General features: G+C 72.1%; 17 protein-coding genes. 7 read left to right on the top strand and 10 right to left on the bottom strand.

Annotation, left to right across the window (positions count from 1 at the left end; translation table 11 throughout):
- Nucleotides 1–7: 7 nt before the first annotated feature.
- From FGE12_RS14685 to glmU, 4 genes are all read right to left on the bottom strand, one after another.
- Complete coding sequence (locus tag FGE12_RS14685; RefSeq protein WP_153867106.1) at nucleotides 8–622, bottom strand: HAD family hydrolase; 615 nt, start codon at nucleotides 620–622, stop codon at nucleotides 8–10.
- A complete protein-coding gene (locus tag FGE12_RS14680; protein WP_153867105.1) occupies nucleotides 619–1,131 on the bottom strand; it encodes a hypothetical protein in 513 nt (170 codons plus the stop codon). The genes FGE12_RS14685 and FGE12_RS14680 overlap by 4 nt, the downstream gene beginning before the upstream one ends.
- A 133-nt stretch (nucleotides 1,132–1,264) precedes the next feature.
- Nucleotides 1,265–3,100 (bottom strand): glutamine--fructose-6-phosphate transaminase (isomerizing), encoded by a 1,836-nt coding sequence (gene glmS, locus FGE12_RS14675; protein WP_153867104.1) that lies wholly within the window; start codon nucleotides 3,098–3,100, stop codon nucleotides 1,265–1,267.
- A 108-nt stretch (nucleotides 3,101–3,208) separates the two neighbouring features.
- On the bottom strand, nucleotides 3,209–4,621 hold the full coding sequence (glmU, locus tag FGE12_RS14670; RefSeq protein WP_153867103.1) for a bifunctional UDP-N-acetylglucosamine diphosphorylase/glucosamine-1-phosphate N-acetyltransferase GlmU: 1,413 nt from the start codon (nucleotides 4,619–4,621) through the stop codon (nucleotides 3,209–3,211).
- A 199-nt stretch (nucleotides 4,622–4,820) separates the two neighbouring features.
- Here glmU and ggt point away from each other — a divergent pair, with 199 nt between their 5' ends.
- Entirely contained in the window at nucleotides 4,821–6,548 is a 1,728-nt protein-coding gene (gene ggt, locus FGE12_RS14665) for a gamma-glutamyltransferase (protein WP_370459011.1), read from the top strand.
- Nucleotides 6,549–6,552: 4 nt separating this feature from the next.
- A complete protein-coding gene (locus FGE12_RS14660; RefSeq protein ID WP_153867102.1) occupies nucleotides 6,553–7,344 on the top strand; it encodes a TatD family hydrolase in 792 nt (263 codons plus the stop codon).
- A gap of 86 nt (nucleotides 7,345–7,430) precedes the next feature.
- Here FGE12_RS14660 and FGE12_RS14655 read toward each other — a convergent pair whose 3' ends face one another.
- Together FGE12_RS14655 and FGE12_RS14650 are read right to left on the bottom strand one after the other, a co-directional pair.
- Complete coding sequence (locus tag FGE12_RS14655) at nucleotides 7,431–7,706, bottom strand: hypothetical protein (protein ID WP_153867101.1); 276 nt, start codon at nucleotides 7,704–7,706, stop codon at nucleotides 7,431–7,433.
- Between the two features lie 281 nt (nucleotides 7,707–7,987).
- On the bottom strand, nucleotides 7,988–8,914 hold the full coding sequence (locus FGE12_RS14650) for an NAD(P)-dependent oxidoreductase (protein ID WP_153867100.1): 927 nt from the start codon (nucleotides 8,912–8,914) through the stop codon (nucleotides 7,988–7,990).
- Nucleotides 8,915–8,997: 83 nt separating this feature from the next.
- Here FGE12_RS14650 and FGE12_RS14645 point away from each other — a divergent pair, with 83 nt between their 5' ends.
- The 3 genes from FGE12_RS14645 (at nucleotide 8,998) to FGE12_RS14635 (ending at nucleotide 10,772) form a co-directional block, all read left to right on the top strand.
- Nucleotides 8,998–9,255, top strand: a complete 258-nt coding sequence (locus FGE12_RS14645) for a hypothetical protein (RefSeq protein ID WP_153867099.1) — start codon at nucleotides 8,998–9,000, stop codon at nucleotides 9,253–9,255.
- Between the two features lie 53 nt (nucleotides 9,256–9,308).
- Nucleotides 9,309–10,280: an amidohydrolase family protein gene (locus tag FGE12_RS14640; protein ID WP_153867350.1), complete on the top strand. Its 972-nt coding sequence runs from the start codon at nucleotides 9,309–9,311 to the stop codon at nucleotides 10,278–10,280.
- 114 nt (nucleotides 10,281–10,394) lie between these two features.
- Nucleotides 10,395–10,772 (top strand): response regulator, encoded by a 378-nt coding sequence (locus FGE12_RS14635; RefSeq protein WP_153867098.1) that lies wholly within the window; start codon nucleotides 10,395–10,397, stop codon nucleotides 10,770–10,772.
- Nucleotides 10,773–10,793: 21 nt separating this feature from the next.
- Here the strand turns inward: FGE12_RS14635 and FGE12_RS14630 are convergent, their stop codons facing one another.
- Entirely contained in the window at nucleotides 10,794–11,939 is a 1,146-nt protein-coding gene (locus tag FGE12_RS14630) for a tetratricopeptide repeat protein (RefSeq protein WP_153867097.1), read from the bottom strand.
- 108 nt (nucleotides 11,940–12,047) lie between these two features.
- On the opposite strand from FGE12_RS14630, the gene FGE12_RS14625 reads away from it, so the two are divergent.
- Entirely contained in the window at nucleotides 12,048–12,947 is a 900-nt protein-coding gene (locus FGE12_RS14625) for a histone deacetylase (protein ID WP_153867096.1), read from the top strand.
- An 80-nt stretch (nucleotides 12,948–13,027) separates the two neighbouring features.
- Nucleotides 13,028–13,405, top strand: coding sequence for a peptide chain release factor-like protein (locus FGE12_RS14620; RefSeq protein ID WP_153867095.1), 378 nt, complete (start codon nucleotides 13,028–13,030; stop codon nucleotides 13,403–13,405).
- 55 nt (nucleotides 13,406–13,460) lie between these two features.
- On the opposite strand, the gene FGE12_RS14615 is transcribed toward FGE12_RS14620, so the two are convergent.
- From FGE12_RS14615 to acnA, 3 genes are all read right to left on the bottom strand, one after another.
- Nucleotides 13,461–14,093, bottom strand: coding sequence for a hypothetical protein (locus FGE12_RS14615; RefSeq protein ID WP_153867094.1), 633 nt, complete (start codon nucleotides 14,091–14,093; stop codon nucleotides 13,461–13,463).
- A 47-nt stretch (nucleotides 14,094–14,140) separates the two neighbouring features.
- Nucleotides 14,141–14,323 carry a hypothetical protein gene (locus FGE12_RS14610; protein ID WP_153867093.1) on the bottom strand — a complete coding sequence of 61 codons (183 nt, stop codon included), beginning with the start codon at nucleotides 14,321–14,323 and terminating at the stop codon, nucleotides 14,141–14,143.
- Nucleotides 14,324–14,479: 156 nt separating this feature from the next.
- Nucleotides 14,480–17,215 carry an aconitate hydratase AcnA gene (gene acnA, locus FGE12_RS14605; RefSeq protein ID WP_153867092.1) on the bottom strand — a complete coding sequence of 912 codons (2,736 nt, stop codon included), beginning with the start codon at nucleotides 17,213–17,215 and terminating at the stop codon, nucleotides 14,480–14,482.
- Nucleotides 17,216–17,252 lie beyond the last annotated feature (37 nt).

Genomic DNA, 17,252 nt, shown 5'->3' with positions numbered 1-17,252 from the left:
CCGCGCCTCAGCCGAGCAGCGCGGGGAGCGCCTGGAGGCGCTCGAGCCGCACGTCTCCCGGCATGCGCAGCCCCACGAAGTACACACCGGCCGCTGCGGCCGCCTCGCGGTCGAAGCGGCTGTCGCCCACCATCCACGCGGACGCGGCCGGCACCCCGAGCGCTTCGAGCGCGTGCACGAGCAGGTCCGGCGAAGGCTTGGCGCGAAGAGCGCCGCCCGCGCAGGCCACGTACTCGAGCCGGGGCGTGAGCCCTCCGGCCGCGAGTGCCGCCTCGGCGATGGGGCGCATGGCGTTGGTCACCACGGCGCGCAGCACGCCGCGCGCGCCGAGCGCATCGAGCACGGCCGGCGCTGCGGGCTCCGTGCGCGCTTCGGAGGCGAAGCGCGGGAAGGTCTCGACGAAGAAGGCGTCCAGCTCCGCGGGACTGCAGCCGAAGCCGAACACGCGGCAGTTCTCCGCCGAGCTCTGCCCGAAGGTGGGCGCGAACTCCCCGCGGGTGACGGCGCGGCCGCGAAAGCGCAGCCCTGCGGCCTCCAGCGTGCGGAACCACGCCTCCTCGCTGTGCGCGAGCACGCCGTCGAGGTCGAAGAGCACGGCGCGGGGTGTACTTGCGCGGCTCATCGGGCAGCCCCATCGACGAAGACGTCCGCGTATTGCACCTCGAGCAAAGCCTCGTGGCCCACGAGCCCCGGCTCACGCGCGCAGGCGCGGATCTCGACGCGGTAGTACGCGAAGTCCAGGAAGCGGCTGCTGTCCCAGTCGAAGAAGTCGATGAACCGGAGATCGTCTTCTGGACCGAGGCGGTTCACGGGATGGTCCCAGTAGGTCTTCGCGGGCTTGCCTCTGCTCACCATTGCCGGGACACGGTCGCTCGTGGGGACGACGCGGAGGAAGGGAAGCGGCTCGCTGCGCCGCCCGCTCGAGAGTCGCGCCGCCGCGTGTGCTTCATTCCCGGTGTGGCGCAGCACCAGCGCCCTGAACAGCAGGGGCTGCAGCGCCTCCCAGTCATCGAGCACCTCGTCGGACGGCAGACGCTGCGGCGAGAAGGTCTGCTCCTCGCGGAGGAACGTGTTCCAGAGATGCCGGGCGGCCTCCCGGTACTTCATCATCCGCTGCGTCACGTTCTCCATGCGGCTGCATGGTGGCACCCACGCGCCTTCAGCGGACGCCGAAAATGACGAAGCCCGGGTCTCCTTTGGGGAGACACCGGGCCTCGGTGGGTAAGGCACTTCCCTCACCCAGAGGGAGAGGGAGGACGCAGCACTACTCGACCGTCACGCTCTTGGCGAGGTTGCGCGGCTGGTCCACGTCGTTCCCGCGCATCTCGGCCACGTGGTAGGCGAGCAGCTGCAGCGGGATGGTGGCCACCACCGGCGCGAGCTGCGCGCAGGCGGCGGGGATGCGGATGACGTGGTCGGCGACGGAGGCGACGTGGGTGTCGTCCTCGTCGATGACGGCGATCACCTTGCCGCCGCGCGCGCGAGCCTCCTCGATGTTGCCCATGATCTTCTCGTACGCCACGTGCGGCTGCTTCGGGGCGATGACGAGCACCGGCATGTTCTCGTCGATGAGCGCGATGGGGCCGTGCTTCATCTCGCCGCCCGCGTAGCCCTCGGCGTGGATGTACGAGATCTCCTTGAGCTTCAGCGCGCCCTCGAGCGCCACCGGGTGCATGGGGCCGCGGCCGAGGAAGAGGAAGTCACGCGCGTGCATGTAGTCGCGCGCCACGCGCTTCACCTGGGGCTCGCACTTGAGCGTCTCCTCGATGAGCTTGGGGACCTCGGTCAGGTGCGTGAGGTGCTCCTGCGCCTGCTCCTTGCTCAGCGTGCCGCGCACGCGCCCGAGGCGCACCGCGAGCATGTAGAGCGAGACGAGCTGCGTGGTGAAGGCCTTGGTGCTGGCCACGCCGATCTCGGGGCCCGCGTTGGTCAGCACGCTGAACTCCGCCTCGCGGGTCATCGCGCTGCCCATCACGTTGCAGATGGCCATGGGGGTCGCGCCGCGCGCCTTGGCCTCCTTGAAGGCCGCGAGCGTGTCCGCGGTCTCGCCGGACTGGCTGATCGCGATGACCAGGTGGCTCGGCTCCACGATGGGGTCGCGGTAGCGGAACTCGCTCGCGAGCTCCACCTCGACCGGCAGGCGCGCGAGCGCCTCGATCATCGTCTTGCCGCTGATGCCCGAGTGCCACGAGGTGCCGCAGGCGAGGATGGTCACCTTGGTGAGCGCCTTCACCTTCTCGTCGGAGAGGTTCCAGCCCTCGAAGGCCACGTCGCCCTCGGAGAGCAGCAGGCGGCCGCGGATGGTGTCCGCGATGGCCCGGGGCTGCTCGTGGATCTCCTTGTGCATGAAGTGCTTGTGGCCGCCCTTCTCCGCCATCATCGGCGTCCAGTCGATGCGGCGCGTGGGGCGGTTGGCGAGCTGACCGGCGCGGTTGAAGATGTCCACCTTCGCCGCGGTGAGGACCGCGAGGTCGCCGTCCTCCATGTAGACGAAGTCGCGCGTGTGCTCGAGCAGCGCGGGCACGTCGCTCGCGATGAAGTTCTGGCCCTCACCGAGGCCGACCACCATGGGGCTGGCCTCCTTGGTGACGACGATGGTGTTGGGGTCCTGCGCGGTGACGACCGCGAGCGCGTAGGTGCCCTTCACGCGCGCCACGGCAGCGCGCACCGCCTGGGGCAGCGTGAGCCCGCTCTGCAGCTCCTGCCAGATGAGGTGGGCGAAGACCTCGGAGTCGGTCTCGCTGCTGAACTTGTGGCCGCGGCTCTTGAGCTCGGCCTTGAGCGCGAGGTGGTTCTCGATGATGCCGTTGTGCACCACCGCCACGCCCTCGTAGGAGTGCGGGTGGGCGTTCTCGTCCGAGGGCCGCCCGTGGGTCGCCCACCGGGTGTGCCCGATGCCGATGTTGCCCAGCGGCGACTCGGTGCCGATGCGGGACTCCAGGTTGCGCAGCTTGCCGGTGGCGCGCACCACGTTGAGCGCCCCGCTGCTCACCACCGCCACGCCCGCCGAGTCGTAGCCCCGGTACTCGAGCTTCTTCAGGCCCGACACCAGGATGGGAGCAGACTGCTTGTCACCGACGTAACCAACGATTCCGCACATGCCGCGATCCTCTCTCACGCCCCAACCCGCTGGATCAAATCCGCGGGCCCGATTCCCTGGATGCTCACCGGCCGGGCAGCCAGCAAGCCCCCCCACTCCACTCTGCCCCTACCCCGCCTGGGTCTTCTTCTTGGAGGACTGGCGCGCCTGCTTGCGCGCGACCCAGCCCTCCTTGTTGTCCTGCGGGGTGCGCGACACGGCGAGCGCCCCCGCGGGAACGTCCTTCGTCACCGTGGTGCCGGCGCCGACATAGGCGCCGTCCCCCAGCTTCACGGGAGCCACCAGCTGCGTGTCCGAGCCGATGAAGACGCCGTCCCCCAGCTCGGTCAGGTGCTTGTTCACCCCGTCGTAATTACAGGTGATCGTGCCCGCGCCCACGTTCACGCCGCGCCCGATGCGCGCATCCCCCAGATAACTGAGGTGTCCGGCCTTGGTCCCGGCCCCGATGCGGGCCTTCTTCGTCTCCACGAAGTTGCCCAGATGCACGTCTTCGGCCAACTCTGTACCCGGGCGCAACCTGCTGAAGGGACCGATGTGGCAGCGCTCGCCCACCTGGGCCTCCTCGAGCACGGAGTAGGGCTTGATGTGCGTCCCGTCGGCCACGCTCGAGGCCACCAGGACACTGCCCTGCCCGATGAAGACGTCCTGTCCGACCACGGTACGACCCTGGAGGCTCACCCCGGGGGCGAGCTCCGTGTCCGCGCCGATGACGACCTCCTCTTCGATGTAGGTGGTCGCGGGGTCCTGCAGGCTCACGCCGGCGCGCATGTGCCCGGTGTTGATGCGCTCCTGCATCGCGCGGGCGCGCGCCGCGAGCTCCACGCGGTCGTTCACGCCGGCCGTCTCGTCGAAGTCCGTATCCACGGCCACCACCCCGCCCTCGGCGGCCGCCATCTCCACGAGGTCCGTGAGGTAGTACTCGCCCTGGGCGTTCTGGGTGCGGATGCGGCCGAGCGCGGGCCAGAGGAAGCGGCTCTCCACCACGTAGATGCCCGCGTTGCACTCGCGGACAGTGCGCTGCTCGGGCGTCGCGTCCTTGTGCTCCACGATGCGCGCAACCTTGCCGTTCTCCCGCACCACGCGCCCGTAGCCCGTGGGGTCCGCGGGGCTCATGGAGACGAGGCTGAGCAGCGCCTTGCCCTGCTCGTGCGCCTCGAGCAGGCGCTGCAGGGTCTCCTTGCGCAGCAGGGGCACGTCCCCGGAGAGGATGAGCACGCGGCCCTGGAAGTCCTTGAGCGCGTCCGCCGCGGCCTTCACCGCGTCCGCGGTGCCGCGCTGCTCCTTCTGCAGCGCGAAGCGCAGGTTCTCGGTGGGGAAGAGCGCCTCGAGCGTGCGCTGCACCTGCTCGGCGCCGTGGCCCACCACGGGGACCAGGGGGCTCGCGCCCAGGTCCCGGGCGCGCATCAGCGGATAGGCGCACAGGGGCTTGCCCAGGATGGTGTGGAGCACCTTGGGCTTCTTGGACTTCATCCGGGTGCCCTTGCCTGCGCACAACACCACGGCCGCGATCGGAGCTGACATGGGGCCAGGATTTAGGGACCAGGGGCCGGATCGTCAACCGTGCGTTGGTCGACGGGGGCCCTGTGCCAGACGATCACTTTGGCGGGCCCCCGGCGCCGCTCCCCGCTACCTTCGGGGCTCCCGCGCCCCCTCTTCAGGAGAGCCCCCCGCCGTGGACATCCGTCGCCGAAGCGTCCTCCAGGCCACACCTGGCCTCGTCGTGCTGCTGCTGCTCGCGCTCGCGCTGCCCGCGCACGCGGCGCGCCCCTTCCGCCGCGGCGCGGTGGCGAGCGCGCACCCGCTGGCGAGCGAGGCCGCGCTGCAGATGCTGCGGCGCGGGGGCAACGCCACGGACGCGGCGGTGGCGGCCGCCTTCACGCTCGCGGTGGTGGGCCCCTACCACTCGGGCCTGGGCGGCGGCGGCTTCGCGCTCACCCACGACGCGAAGACGGGCGAGACGCAGGCGCTGGACTTCCGCGAGGTGGCGCCGCGGGGCGCCACCCGGGACATGTACGTGAAGGAGGGCCGGGTGGTGCCCGGGCTCTCCACGGACGGCGCGCTGAGCGTGGCGGTGCCCGGCGCGGTGAAGGGCTACCTCGAGCTGCTCGAGCGCCACGGGAGCCTCCCGCGGCGCGTGGTGCTCGCGCCGGCGATCAAGGCGGCGCGCGAGGGCTTCTACGTCACGCCCAAGTACCAGCAGATGGCCGAGGGGCGCCTGGAGTGCCTCGCGAAGGACCCCGAGGCCACCCGCCTCTTCCTCGTGAAGGGGCCGGACGGCGCGCCCGCGGTGCCGGAGGTGGGCTATTTGCTGCGCCAGCCGGAGCTCGCCGCCACGCTGGAGGCGATCGCCGCGAGGGGCGAGAAGGCCTTCTACGCGGGGCGCATCGCCGGGCAGCTGGTGGCGGCGGTGAGGGCGGGCGGCGGCCTGCTCACGCAGGAGGACCTGAGCGGCTTCAAGACGAGGCCCCACGCGCCGCTCGAGGGGCACTACCGCGGCCACCGCCTGCTCACCATGCCCCCGCCCAGCGCGGGCGGGCTCGCGGTGGTGCAGGTGCTGGGCATGCTCGAGCGCCTGCAGCCGAAGATGAGCTGGCGCGACCCGCTCGCGGTGCACCTGTACGCGGAGGCCGTGCGCCGCGCCTACGTGGACCGCGCGAAGTTCCTCGGGGACCCCGCCTTCGTGGACATCCCGCTCGAGCGCTTCCGCTCGGACGCGTACATCGCCCAGCTCGCCTCCACCATCGACCCGCAGCGCGCGACCCCCAGCGTGAGCCTGCTGCCCGCGCGCGAGGGCGCGCCGCAGAGCACCCTGCCCTCCGGGAAGGGGCAGGCTCCAGTCGAGAAGACGGAGAAGAAGAACACCACGCACATCTCCGTCATCGACGCGAAGGGCAACGCGGTGGTGATGACCACCACGGTGAACTACGGCTTCGGCTCCTGCCTCGTGGCGAAGGGGACGGGCGTGCTGCTCAACGACGAGATGGACGACTTCGCGGCGATGCCGGGCGTGCCCAACGCGTACGGGCTCGTGACGGGCGAGCCCAACGCCATCGCGCCGGGCAAGGTGCCGCTCTCCTCCATGAGCCCCACGCTGGTGTTCTCGAAGGAGGACCCCAAGCGCGTCATGCTCGCGGTGGGCAGCCCCGGCGGCTCCACCATCCCCACCACCGTCATCCAGGTCATCAGCAACGTGGTGGACGCAGGGATGGACGTGACGCGCGCGGTGGGCGCGGGGCGCGTGCACCACCAGTACCTGCCGGACGAGCTGTGGGTGGACCGCTGGGGGCTCGAGCCCGCGACGGTGGCGGCGCTCGAGGCGCGCGGCCACAAGGTGGTGCGCCGCGAGGCCTGGGGCGACGCGGAGGCGGTGCTCTGGGACCCGAAGAACGGCCTCTTCTACGCCGCGAGCGACCCGCGCAACGAGGGCGCCGGGCTGGGGGCGGACTAGCGGCATGGCCGGCGAGGCGCGAGAGCTGCCCGAGCTGTTCGACGCGCACCTGCACGCGGAGGCGCTGAGCGATCAGGACCTCGAGTCCATGCGCTTCTTCGGGGTGACGCGGGCGCTGGTGGTGGCGCACCACTTCCCCTCGCCTACCGCGAAGACGCTGCGCCAGCACTTCGACCGGCTGGTGGCGCGCGAGCTGCCGCGGCTCGAGCGCTTCGGCATCCGGGCCTGGGCGGCGCTCGGGGTGCACCCGCGCTGCATCCCGCGCCGCGGCCTCTCCGAGGTCATCGCCTCCCTGCCGGACTACTTCGGCGGCGGGCGGGTGGTGGCGCTGGGGGAGACGGGGCTGCACGAGGGCGGCGAGCTGGAGGAGGAGGCCTTCGGGGAGCAGCTCGCGCTCGCGCGCCGCCTCAAGCTGCGCGTGGTGGTGCACACCCCGGGGCAGGACAAGGAGCGCCACACGCGGCGCATCCTCACGCTCCTGCAGGCCTCGGGCGTGGCGCCCGCGCGCGTGCTGGTGGACCACGCGAGCAGCAAGACGGTGCGCCCCATCCTCGGGTGCGGCCACTGGGCGGGGCTCACCCTGCACCCCGAGCAGCTCGCGGCCGAGCGCGCGGTCGCGCTGGTGCGCCGGCTCGGCAGCGAGCGGCTCGTGCTCAACTCGGACGCCGGCGACGGCGCAGGTGACATCCTGGGGCTCGCGCGCCTGGCGAACCTGCTCGCCAAGGCGCGCCTCAGCCTGCCCATCGTGCGGCGCGTGGCGAGCGAGAACGCCGAGCGCTTCTACCGCCCGCGCTGAGCGGCGTCCCGGCGCTGGAAACACGACGGGCCCGCTCAGCCGGAGTCGCTCCGACAGGCGGGCCCGCGTGGGGACTGCAGGCGCCGTCAGTGCAGCTGGGCGGCCTCGGGCTGGAGCGTGAGGCGCTCCTGGCCCTGCGCGTCCTGGCCGAGCTCGGCCTGGACCGCGATGCCCTGGTGGCGGAAGCGCGCGAGCGAGTCGGAGGCCTCGTCCAGCAGCCGCTGGTAGCGCTCCTCGAGCTCCACTGCGATCAGGAGCATCGTCTCGCCGGCGTCCTCGACACCCGGGCGGTACACCTGGCAGCGCTGGAAGCGCGCCCAACGACCATTCTGCATCTTCACCAGCTCGCCGTCGTAGGCCATGGGCCCCCCGCGTCAAAGAAAGATGCGGCGAGATAAAGCATCAAATTAACCGCGCGTCATCCCCCTCCCTGAAAATTCGTGAAACCTGTTGGCTGGCGGGCGTTTGCGGGCATGCATACACCGCTCAACAGATCTTGTACGGCGGGACGGGGTTGCACCTGTAAATTCACAAGGCGGTGAAGTGGTTTACCGTAGGTGCCGCCCCGCGTCAGTCCAGCGCGGGCGGAATGACGCGCCGCGCGTTGCGCCGGGGGAGGCCGGCGCGGGGGGTGGGCCCTGGATCAGGACTGGCCGATGCCCTTCCCCGTGCCCTCCAGGGCGGTGACCACGGCGGTGATGTCCTTGTCGCCCTGCCCCTGGGCGCGCGCGAGCGCGTAGACCTCGCGCACGGCGCCCACCGCGGGGGTGGGGGTCTTGAGGCGCGCGGCGCTCGCCTGGAAGAGCGAGAGGTCCTTGAACATCAGGTCCACGGCGAAGTGGGTGTCCCAGTCGCGGGCGAGCAGGGCCTTGCCCTTGAAGTCGTAGTAGGGCGAGCGGTAGCCGCTGGCCTGCACCACCTCGAGGAAGACGCGCGGGTCGATGCCGGCGCGCTGGGTGACGAGCATCGCCTCGCTGAGCCCCTCGAGCATCATGGCGAGCAGGGCGTTGCCCGCGAGCTTCACCTGGGAGCCCGCGCCCACCGGGCCGCAGTGCACCTGGCGCTCGCCCACCGCGCCGAGCACGGGCTGGGCGCGCGCGAGCGCGGCCTCGCTCGCCCCCACCATGAGCAGCAGCGTGCCCTTCTCCGCGCCCGCGCGGCTGCCGGTGACGGGGCTCTCCACGAAGTCCACCCCGGCCGCGCGGCAGGCCGCCTCCAGCGCGAGCGTGTCCTCGGGGGCCACGGTGGAGAAGTCGATGAAGAGCTGGCCCTTGCGCGCGCCCGCGAGCGCCCCGTCCTTCCCCGCGTACACCTGGTGCAGCGCCCCCGGGTCCGCCACGCAACTGCACACCACGTCCACGCTGCGGGCGACCTCGGCGGGGCTCGCGGCCGCGCGGATGGGCGCGCCGCCCGGCTGGGCCGCGGCTTGGCGGACCACCTCCTCGGCGCGCGCAGGCGTGCGGTTCCACACCGTGACGCTGAAGCCCTTGCGCGCGAGGGTGAGCGCCATGCGGCTGCCCATGAGGCCCATCCCGAGGAATCCGACGCTGCGTCCTGCGCTCGTGCTCACTGTGAAGGCTCCTTTGGTGTGTGCGTGCCGCCTGCCCGCCTGCCCGGTGGCACCTGGCGAGGGCTTCCCTTAGATTGACGCGGATGAAGTTGCCACTGCTCTTCCGCCGCGACCGCGGCGTCATCAAGGCCGCGGACGCCCAGGACCAGGTCGAGAAGCTCCTCGCCGAGTCGCTGCGCCTGCTGAGCCAGACCGCCTCCAAGGTGGCGGACCTCATCGAGGCGCAGCGCCTGCAGCGCGCCGGCTACGAGAGCCAGAACGTGCTGCTGCGCCGCCTGGACACCCCACGGCCGCCCGCGGGCAGCGCCGAGGGAGAGGGCGCGGGGAAGAAGGCCCGGTGAGCACGGGCGCCGGAGACTTGCCGGCGCCGGACGCCGTGCCCGCCTGCCTCGGCATGGCCGCAGGGCCCTGGGCGAGCGGGATGAGCCTGCCGCGGCCCGGGCTGCAGGACGCGGAAGGGGCGCGCCTGCCCGAGGGCCTGCCGCCGGTGGTGGACGCGCACGTGCACGTGTTCCCGGACCGGGTGTTCGAGGCGGTGTGGCGCTGGTTCGAGCAGTACGGCTGGCCCATCCGCTACCCGCTCCACACCCCCCAGGTGCTCCAGTTCCTCTTCTCGCGCGGGGTGGGCCACGTGGTGGCGCTGCACTACGCGCACAAGCCGGGCATGGCGCGCATGCTGAACGCGTACGCGGCCGCGGTGCAGCGCGAGGAGCCGCGGGTGCTCGCGCTCGCCACGGTGCTGCCCGGAGAGCCCGGGGCGGTGAGCATCCTGGAGGAGGCCTTCGCGCAGGGCCTGCGGGGCGTGAAGCTGCACTGCCACGTGCAGTGCTTCGCGCCGGACGCCCCGGAGCTGCACGAGGTGTACGCGGCGTGCGCGCGGGCGGGAAAGCCCATCGTCATGCACGCGGGGCGCGAGCCCTCCAGCCCCCACTACAAGTGCGACACCCACGCGCTGTGCGCCGTGGACCGGGTGGAGCGGGTGCTGCAGGCGCACCCCACGCTGAAGCTGTGCGTGCCGCACCTGGGCGCGGACGAGTTCGACGGGTACGCGCGCCTGCTGGAGCGCTACGACACGCTGTGGCTCGACACCACCATGGCGCTCGCCGACTACTTCCCCATCCCCCGCCCCCTGCGCGCGCTGCGGACGCGGCCGGAGCGGGTGCTCTACGGCACCGACTTCCCCAACCTCCCCTACGCCTGGGACCGGGAAATCCGGGTGCTCACCCGCCTGGGCCTGGACGAGGAGAGCCTCGCCGGGGTGCTCGGGCAGAACGCGCTGCGCCTCTATGCGCCCGAGCTCGCGGGGCCTGGGGTCCTGACGGGAGCCCTGAAGCGCCCCGGGGCCCTGGGTCCAGGGCTACCCTGAGCGGGCACCGGAATGTCCATTATGAGGTCGCCCCCTTCCCCATTCCCGGATCCGTTCCCATCTTCGGCTCCGAAGCGGTTTTGACGCCCCACGGCACTTTCCGAGGCCTTTCCCATGTCTCACATTCTGGTTGTGGACGATGACGCGAGCCACCGCACGCTCATCTGCGACGCCCTCGAGGAGATGGGCTACCGCACCACCCAGGCGGCCAACGGCCGCGAGGCGCTGGACCTGCTCGAAGGCGAGCTCCCCAGCGCCGTGCTGCTCGACCTGCGCATGCCCGTGATGAGCGGCTGGGGCCTGCTCGATGCGCTCAAGAAGATGCCGCGCGCGCGCGGCCTGCCGATCATCATCATCTCGGGCTACGGCTTCGAGTGGGAGGCGGAGCTGGTGGGCGCGGCGGGCTACATCTCCAAGCCGGTGGACCTGGACAAGGTGCGCGCCACGGTGCAGCAGATCGTCGGCATGCCCGAAGCCTCGCTCATGCACTGAGCAGACGCAGCGGGGGCGCCCTCAGCGGGCCTGCTGCTGCGCACAGGCCGAGCTGAGCCCCAGGGTGCACGCGCGCCCGAAGAGCGCCCGCACGTGCACCGCGTCGTAGTGCGCATCCGTGCCCTGCAGCAGCTCGGCGGCGCGCGCGGAGACCAGCGCCTGGGCGCCCAGCTCGCTGCAGGCCACGGCCTGCCCCGCGTCACAGGCCTCGGAGAGCACGCGCTCGGCGCTCGCGAGCGGCCGCGCGTGCGCCCGGGCCGCGAGCGCCGCGCTGGTGAGGTTGGTGCAGGCGGCGCTCTCGCCCAGGTGACAGGCCTGCTCGAAGAAGGCGGCGGCGATGGCCTCGTCGCGCGCGACCTCCAGCCCCCGCGCGTAGTCCACGCCGAGGTCGTTGCAGTGCGTGCGCGAGAAGGTGTCGAAGCACTTGAGCAGCTCGGGGCGCACGCGCGCGGCCTTGTCCGGCGGCAGCGCGCGGAAGGAGGCGTTGGGCACCTGGGCGGCGCGCTCCGGGGCGAGCGCCGCCTCGCGCCGCGCCTCGCGCAGTGCCTCGAGGTTGCGGCAGCCCTGCGGCAGGTGCTCCTCGCAGGCGCGCGCGTAGTAGGCCTCGGCCACCGCGTCGCTCTGCGCCACGCCCTGTCCCTCTGCGTACTGCAGGCCCAGGTTGAGGCAGGCGGCCGGGATGGGGCCGTTCGCGCAGGCGAGCCAGTACAGCTGCGCGCTGCGCTCGGGGCTCGCGCGCACGCCCGTGCCCTCGGCGTAGGTGAGCCCCAGCTGCGCGCAGGACTGCCAGTGCCCCAGGGCACAGGCCTGCTCGTGGAGCGCGGCCGCGAGCCCCTCGTCCACGGCCACCGCGCCCTCGCCCCGCGCGTACTGCTCCGCGCGCAGCGCGCAGGCAGAGCGCCCCCGGACGCTCTTCGTCCCGGCGCAGGCGTCGCGCTCGAGGCGCGCCTGCTCGGCGCGCTCGGGTGGCAGCTCCGAGAGCACGCCCCCGGGGGCGCGGCCCTGCAGCTGCGCCCGCAGCCCCTGCGGGTCCGGGAGCGCAGGGGGTGCGGCGAGCTCTCCCGCGGCCGGAGCGCGTGCGGGAGGGGGCGCGCCGGCGCACGCGCAGAGGAGCCCTGCTGCCACCGCGATCCCCACCGCTGCCTGCACCCGACGCATGCGCTGCATGTGGCCTCCCGGGAACGTGGGCTGAACGCCCGCCCCCCGCCCGCCATACCGGCCTCGCGCTGCGCGAGGGTTGCTCCCGGGGCGGCCCTGGCCTAGTGGCTCGGGGGCATGCACGTCTTCTCCTGCGACGGGTACGAGGTGCCGCTGCCCGAGGGGCACCGCTTCCCCATGGGCAAGTACCGCCTGCTGCGCGAGCGGCTGCTCGCGCGCGGCGTGCTGCGGCCCGGGGAGCTGCACCCGTCCGAGCCCGTGGCGCGCGAGGTGCTCGCGCGCGTGCACACGCCGGGCTACCTCGACGCGCTCTTCGAAGGCCGCTTGAGCGAGGCGGAGCTGCGCCGGCTCGGCTTTCCCTGGTCCGAGGCGCTGCTCCTGCGCTCGCGCGCGAGCGTGGGCGGCACGCTCGCGGCGGCGCGCGCCGCGCTGCAGGAGGGCGTGGCGGGAAACCTCGCGGGCGGCACCCACCACGCCTTCCCGGGCCACGGCGAGGGCTACTGCGTCTTCAACGACATCGCGGTGGCCATCCGCGCGCTGCAGGCCGAGGGCGCGCTCGAGCGCGCCGTGGTGGTGGACCTGGACGTGCACCAGGGCAACGGGACGGCGGCCGTGTTCGAGGGCGACGCGCGCGTCTTCACCTTCAGCATGCACGGGGAGCACAACTTCCCCTTCCGCAAGCAGCGCTCCAGCCGCGACGTGGGCCTGCCGGACGGCACCGGGGATGCGGACTACCTCGAGGCACTCGCGCGCCACCTGCCCGAGGTGCTCGAGGCAGCCGGAGCGGAGCTCCTCTTCTACCAGGCGGGCGTGGACGCGCTCGCCGAGGACGCGCTGGGCCGCCTCTCGCTCAGCCACGCGGGCCTGCGCGAGCGCGACCGGAGCGTGCTCGAGGCCGCGTGGCACCGCGGGCTGCCCGTAGTGCTCACGCTGGGCGGCGGCTACGCGAAGCCCCTCGACGCCACGCTCGAGGCGCACGTAGGCACCTACGAGGTGGCGCGCGAGCGCTACGGCTGAGCGCTCCTGTCGGCGTGCGGACGGCCGGCGCGACACGGAGGGTCCCTAGCGCCGCGGGGCTGATCTAGGTTGTTCCCGCCATGACCGCCTCCCCTGCCCGCCGCCAGGCCGCCCACGCCGCCCTCGCCCTCGACGACGAGGCGCTGCTCAAGGCGTGCGAGGTGGAGTTCTTCATCGCCTCGGGCCCCGGCGGCCAGCACCGCAACACCACCGCGAGCGGCGTGCGCCTCACGCACCCGCCCACCGAGCTCTCCGTCACGGCCACCGAGCGCCGCAGCCAGGTGCAGAACAAGGGCGTGGCGCTGGAGCGGCTGCGCGAGGGGCTGAAGGCCCTCACCTTCGTGCCCAAGGTACGCCGCGCGACCAAGCCCACCAAGGGCAGTCAGAAGCGGCGCATCGAGGGGAAGAAGCGCACCGGCGAGAAGAAGGCCATGCGCTCCAAGAAGACCTTCTGGTGAAGCCGAGCCCGCGGAGCGCGCAGCACGCGCGCGCCCCGGCAGGCCCGGGGTGCGGCTAGATCGTCACGTCCACGTGGTACTCGCCCTCGCCCGAGACGGCGGTGCCGGTCACGTGCGTGGTGCCGGCCTTGCGGCGGGTGCCGCCGCTGCCGTCGCTCTCGAGCTCGCCGGACATCGTGAGGTCGAGGGCCACGTCGCCCTCGAGCTCGCCCTGCATGTGGAAGGCGCCGATGAGCGTGCCGGTGAAGGTACCGGTGGGGAAGTTGCGCAGGCTCAGCGTGAGCTCCGGCTGCGCGGTGGTGTCCGTGCTCGTGGCGTAGGAGATGGAGTAGGGCGTGCTCTTGTCGCCATCCTCGGGCAGGCGCACGGGGCCGTCCGAGTAGTCGGTCATGCCGACGCGCAGGCGCATGCCCTTGTTGCTCGAGCTGCCCTGATCCACCTGGCCGGTGACGATGAGCGCGCCGGTGGCGGCGCCGGTGCCGTTCTGCGCGGAGATGTTCGCGCTGCTCGCGGTGTTGAAGCCGGCGAAGCCGAGCGCGAGCGACTTCTCCACGGCCTGATCCAGCCCGAGGTAGGCGAGCTCCGCCTGCTCGTCCGAGCTCACGTTGTCGCTGCCGCAGCCGAGCACGCCGGCGGCGAGGAAGGTGGTGAGGCCAAGTACTGCCAGGAGGGAGGTGGGACGGTTCATGGCCCCGCTTCTAGCCCGGGGCCGATGTAGGCCGCGAGGCGCCAGGGTCAGGCGCTCGCCCCCGGGGTGCGGATGCGGAGGCCCCGGTGCGTCACCTCCACCTGCGGCCGGCCCATCCAGCCGCAGCGCACGCAGGCGGCTCGCGCCCCCGCGTCACTCACCCGCACGGGCAGGTCTGCCCCGCACACCACGCAGCCCTCGGGCAGGGTGAAGTCCCGCGGGGTCGTCATCGTCGTCGTCTGTGCCATCCCCTACCGGTAACGCAGGAGGGGGGCGTGGCAAGGCGCGGACCCGGAGCGTGGAGCCCGCCTCCCCGAAAGCACAGCGGCCCGGCGTGCCGTGGGGCACCCCGGGCCGGCGTGGGGCTGCGGCGCTGCGGAAGCGGCTCAGGCCTTCGCGAGGCTGCGCAGCACGTAGGTGAGGATGCCGCCGTGGCGGTAGTAGTCGAGCTCGTTCGGCGTGTCGATGCGGGCGGTGACGGTGAACTCCTTCGTGCCCTTCTCGCCCGTGGCCTTCACGGTGAGCTTCTTCATCGGGCTGAGGCCCTCCGCGACCCCCTTCACCTCGAAGGTCTCCTGGCCGCTGAGGCCGAGGCTCTGCGCGTCCTCGCCCTCCTGGAACTGCAGCGGGAGCACGCCCATGCCCACGAGGTTCGAGCGGTGGATGCGCTCGAAGCTCTTGGCGATGACCGCCTTCACGCCCAGCAGCATGGTGCCCTTCGCCGCCCAGTCGCGGCTCGAGCCCGTGCCGTACTCGGCGCCCGCGAGGACCACGAGCGGGGTGCCCTCGGCCTGGTACTTCATGGAGGCGTCGTAGATGCTCATCCGCTCGCGGGTGGGGATGTGCACGGTGACGCCGCCCTCGACGCCGGGGACGAGCAGGTTCTTGAGGCGGATGTTCGCGAAGGTGCCGCGCATCATCACCTCGTGGTTGCCGCGGCGCGCGCCGTAGGAGTTGAAGTCCTTCGGCTCCACGCCCTGCTCCATGAGGTACTTCGCCGCGGGGCTCGTCTTCGCGATGTTGCCCGCGGGGCTGATGTGGTCCGTGGTCACGGAGTCACCCAGCAGCGCGAGCACGCGCGCGCCCGAGATGTCCTTGAGGGCCGCCGGCTCCTTCGGGATGTTCTGGAAGAAGGGCGGGTTGCGCACGTAGGTGCTCTTCGGGTCCCACTTGAAGGTGCTGCTCTTGGGTACCTTCAGCCCCTGCCACAGCTTGTCGCCCTCCATCGCGTGCGCGTACTGGTCGCGGAACTGGCTCGGCTTCACCGCGGAGCGGATGACCGCCTGGATCTCCTCGGTGGTGGGCCAGATGTCCTTGAGGAAGACGGGCTTGCCGTTGCGGTCCAGGCCCAGCGGCTCCTTGTCGAGGTCGCGGCCCACCTCGCCCACCAGCGCGTAGGCGACGACGAGCGGGGGGCTCGCCAGGTAGTTCATGCGCACGTGCGGGTTGATGCGGCCCTCGAAGTTGCGGTTGCCGCTGAGCACCGCGGCCACCACGAGGTCGCCGTCCACGACCGCGTTGGAGACCTGCTCGGGCAGGGGGCCCGAGTTGCCGATGCAGGTGGCGCAGCCGTAGCCCACGGTGTGGAAGCCCAGCGCATCGAGATAGGGCTGCAGGCCCGCGTCGCGCAGGTACTCGGTCACGACCTTGCTGCCCGGCGCGAGGCTGGTCTTCACCCAGGGCTTCGCGACGAGGCCCTTCTCCACCGCGCGCTTGGCCAGCAGGCCCGCGCCGATGAGCACCGCCGGGTTGCTCGTGTTGGTGCACGAGGTGATGGAGGCGATGACCACCGCGCCGTGGCCCAGCTGGTAGCTCTGGTTGCCCTGCTTCACCGTGACGGTCTGGTTGAGGCGCTCGGCCGGGACCTCGGCCGGAGCCGCCTTCGCGCCCTTGCCGCCGCCCTCCTCGTCCTCACCCTTGCTCTTGCCGGCCGCGAGCATCTCCACCAGCGCCTTCTGGTAGGCGGGCTTCATGTCGCTGAGCGGCACGCGGTCCTGCGGGCGCTTGGGGCCGGCGAGGCTGGGCACCACGGTGGAGAGGTCCAGCTCCAGCGTGTCGCTGAAGACGGGGTCTGCCGCGTCCTTGGTGTGGAAGAGGCCCTGCGCCTTGCAGTAGGCCTCGGTGAGGGCCACCTGCTCCTCGGAGCGGCCGCTGAAGCGCATGTACGCGAGCGCCTCGTCGTCCACCGGGAAGAAGCCCACGGTGGCGCCGTACTCGGGCGCCATGTTCGCGATGGTGGCGCGGTCCGGCAGGCTGAGGGAGGCGAGGCCCGGGCCGTAGTACTCGACGAACTTCCCCACCACGCCCTTCTTGCGCAGCATCTGGGTGATGGTCAGCACCAGGTCGGTCGCGGTCGCGCCCGCGGGCAGGCTGCCCTTGAGCTTGAAGCCCACCACCTGGGGAATGAGCATCGTGATGGGCTGGCCGAGCAGCACGGCCTCCGCCTCGATGCCGCCCACGCCCCAGCCCACCACGCCCAGGCCGTTGATCATGGTGGTGTGGCTGTCGGTGCCCACCAGGGTGTCCGGGAACACCACGCCGTCCTGCTTGAACACGACGCGCGCGAGGAACTCGAGGTTCACCTGGTGGCAGATGCCGGTGTCCGGCGGCACCACGCTGAAGTTCTTGAACGCGTCCTGGCCCCAGCGCAGGAACGCGTAGCGCTCCTGGTTGCGCTCGAACTCGAGCTCCGCGTTCTCCTGCAGCGCGGCGCTGGTGCCGAAGCTGTCCACCTGGAAGGAGTGGTCGATGACCAGGTCCGCGGGGTTGCGCGGGTTGATCTTCGCGGGGTCGCCGCCCATCGCGGCGAGCGCCTCGCGCATGGCGGCGAGGTCCACCACGGCCGGAACGCCGGTGAAGTCCTGCAGCAGCACGCGCGCGGGGTGGAAGGAGATCTCGGTGTCCGGCGTCGCCTTGGGATCCCAGGCGAGCATCTTGTCCACGTGCTCCTTCTTCACCACCCGGCCGTCCTCGTGGCGCAGGAGGTTCTCGAGCAGCACCTTCAGCGAGAACGGCAGGCGATTGACCGCCGGGTGGGCCTTGGCCACCGTCGCGAGGCTGTAGATGTCATGGGTGGCCGAGCCCACCTTGAGCTGGCTCTTCGCCTTGAAGCTGTCCGTCATGTGCGTGTCCCTTCGCGTGCTTTCTTCCGCTGCGTGC

This window comes from Aggregicoccus sp. 17bor-14 (genome assembly GCF_009659535.1).
Taxonomy (GTDB): Bacteria; Myxococcota; Myxococcia; order Myxococcales; family Myxococcaceae; genus Aggregicoccus.
The sequence above is the reverse complement of the archived record's forward strand: the minus strand, read 5'-3'. Positions and strand labels throughout refer to the sequence as shown.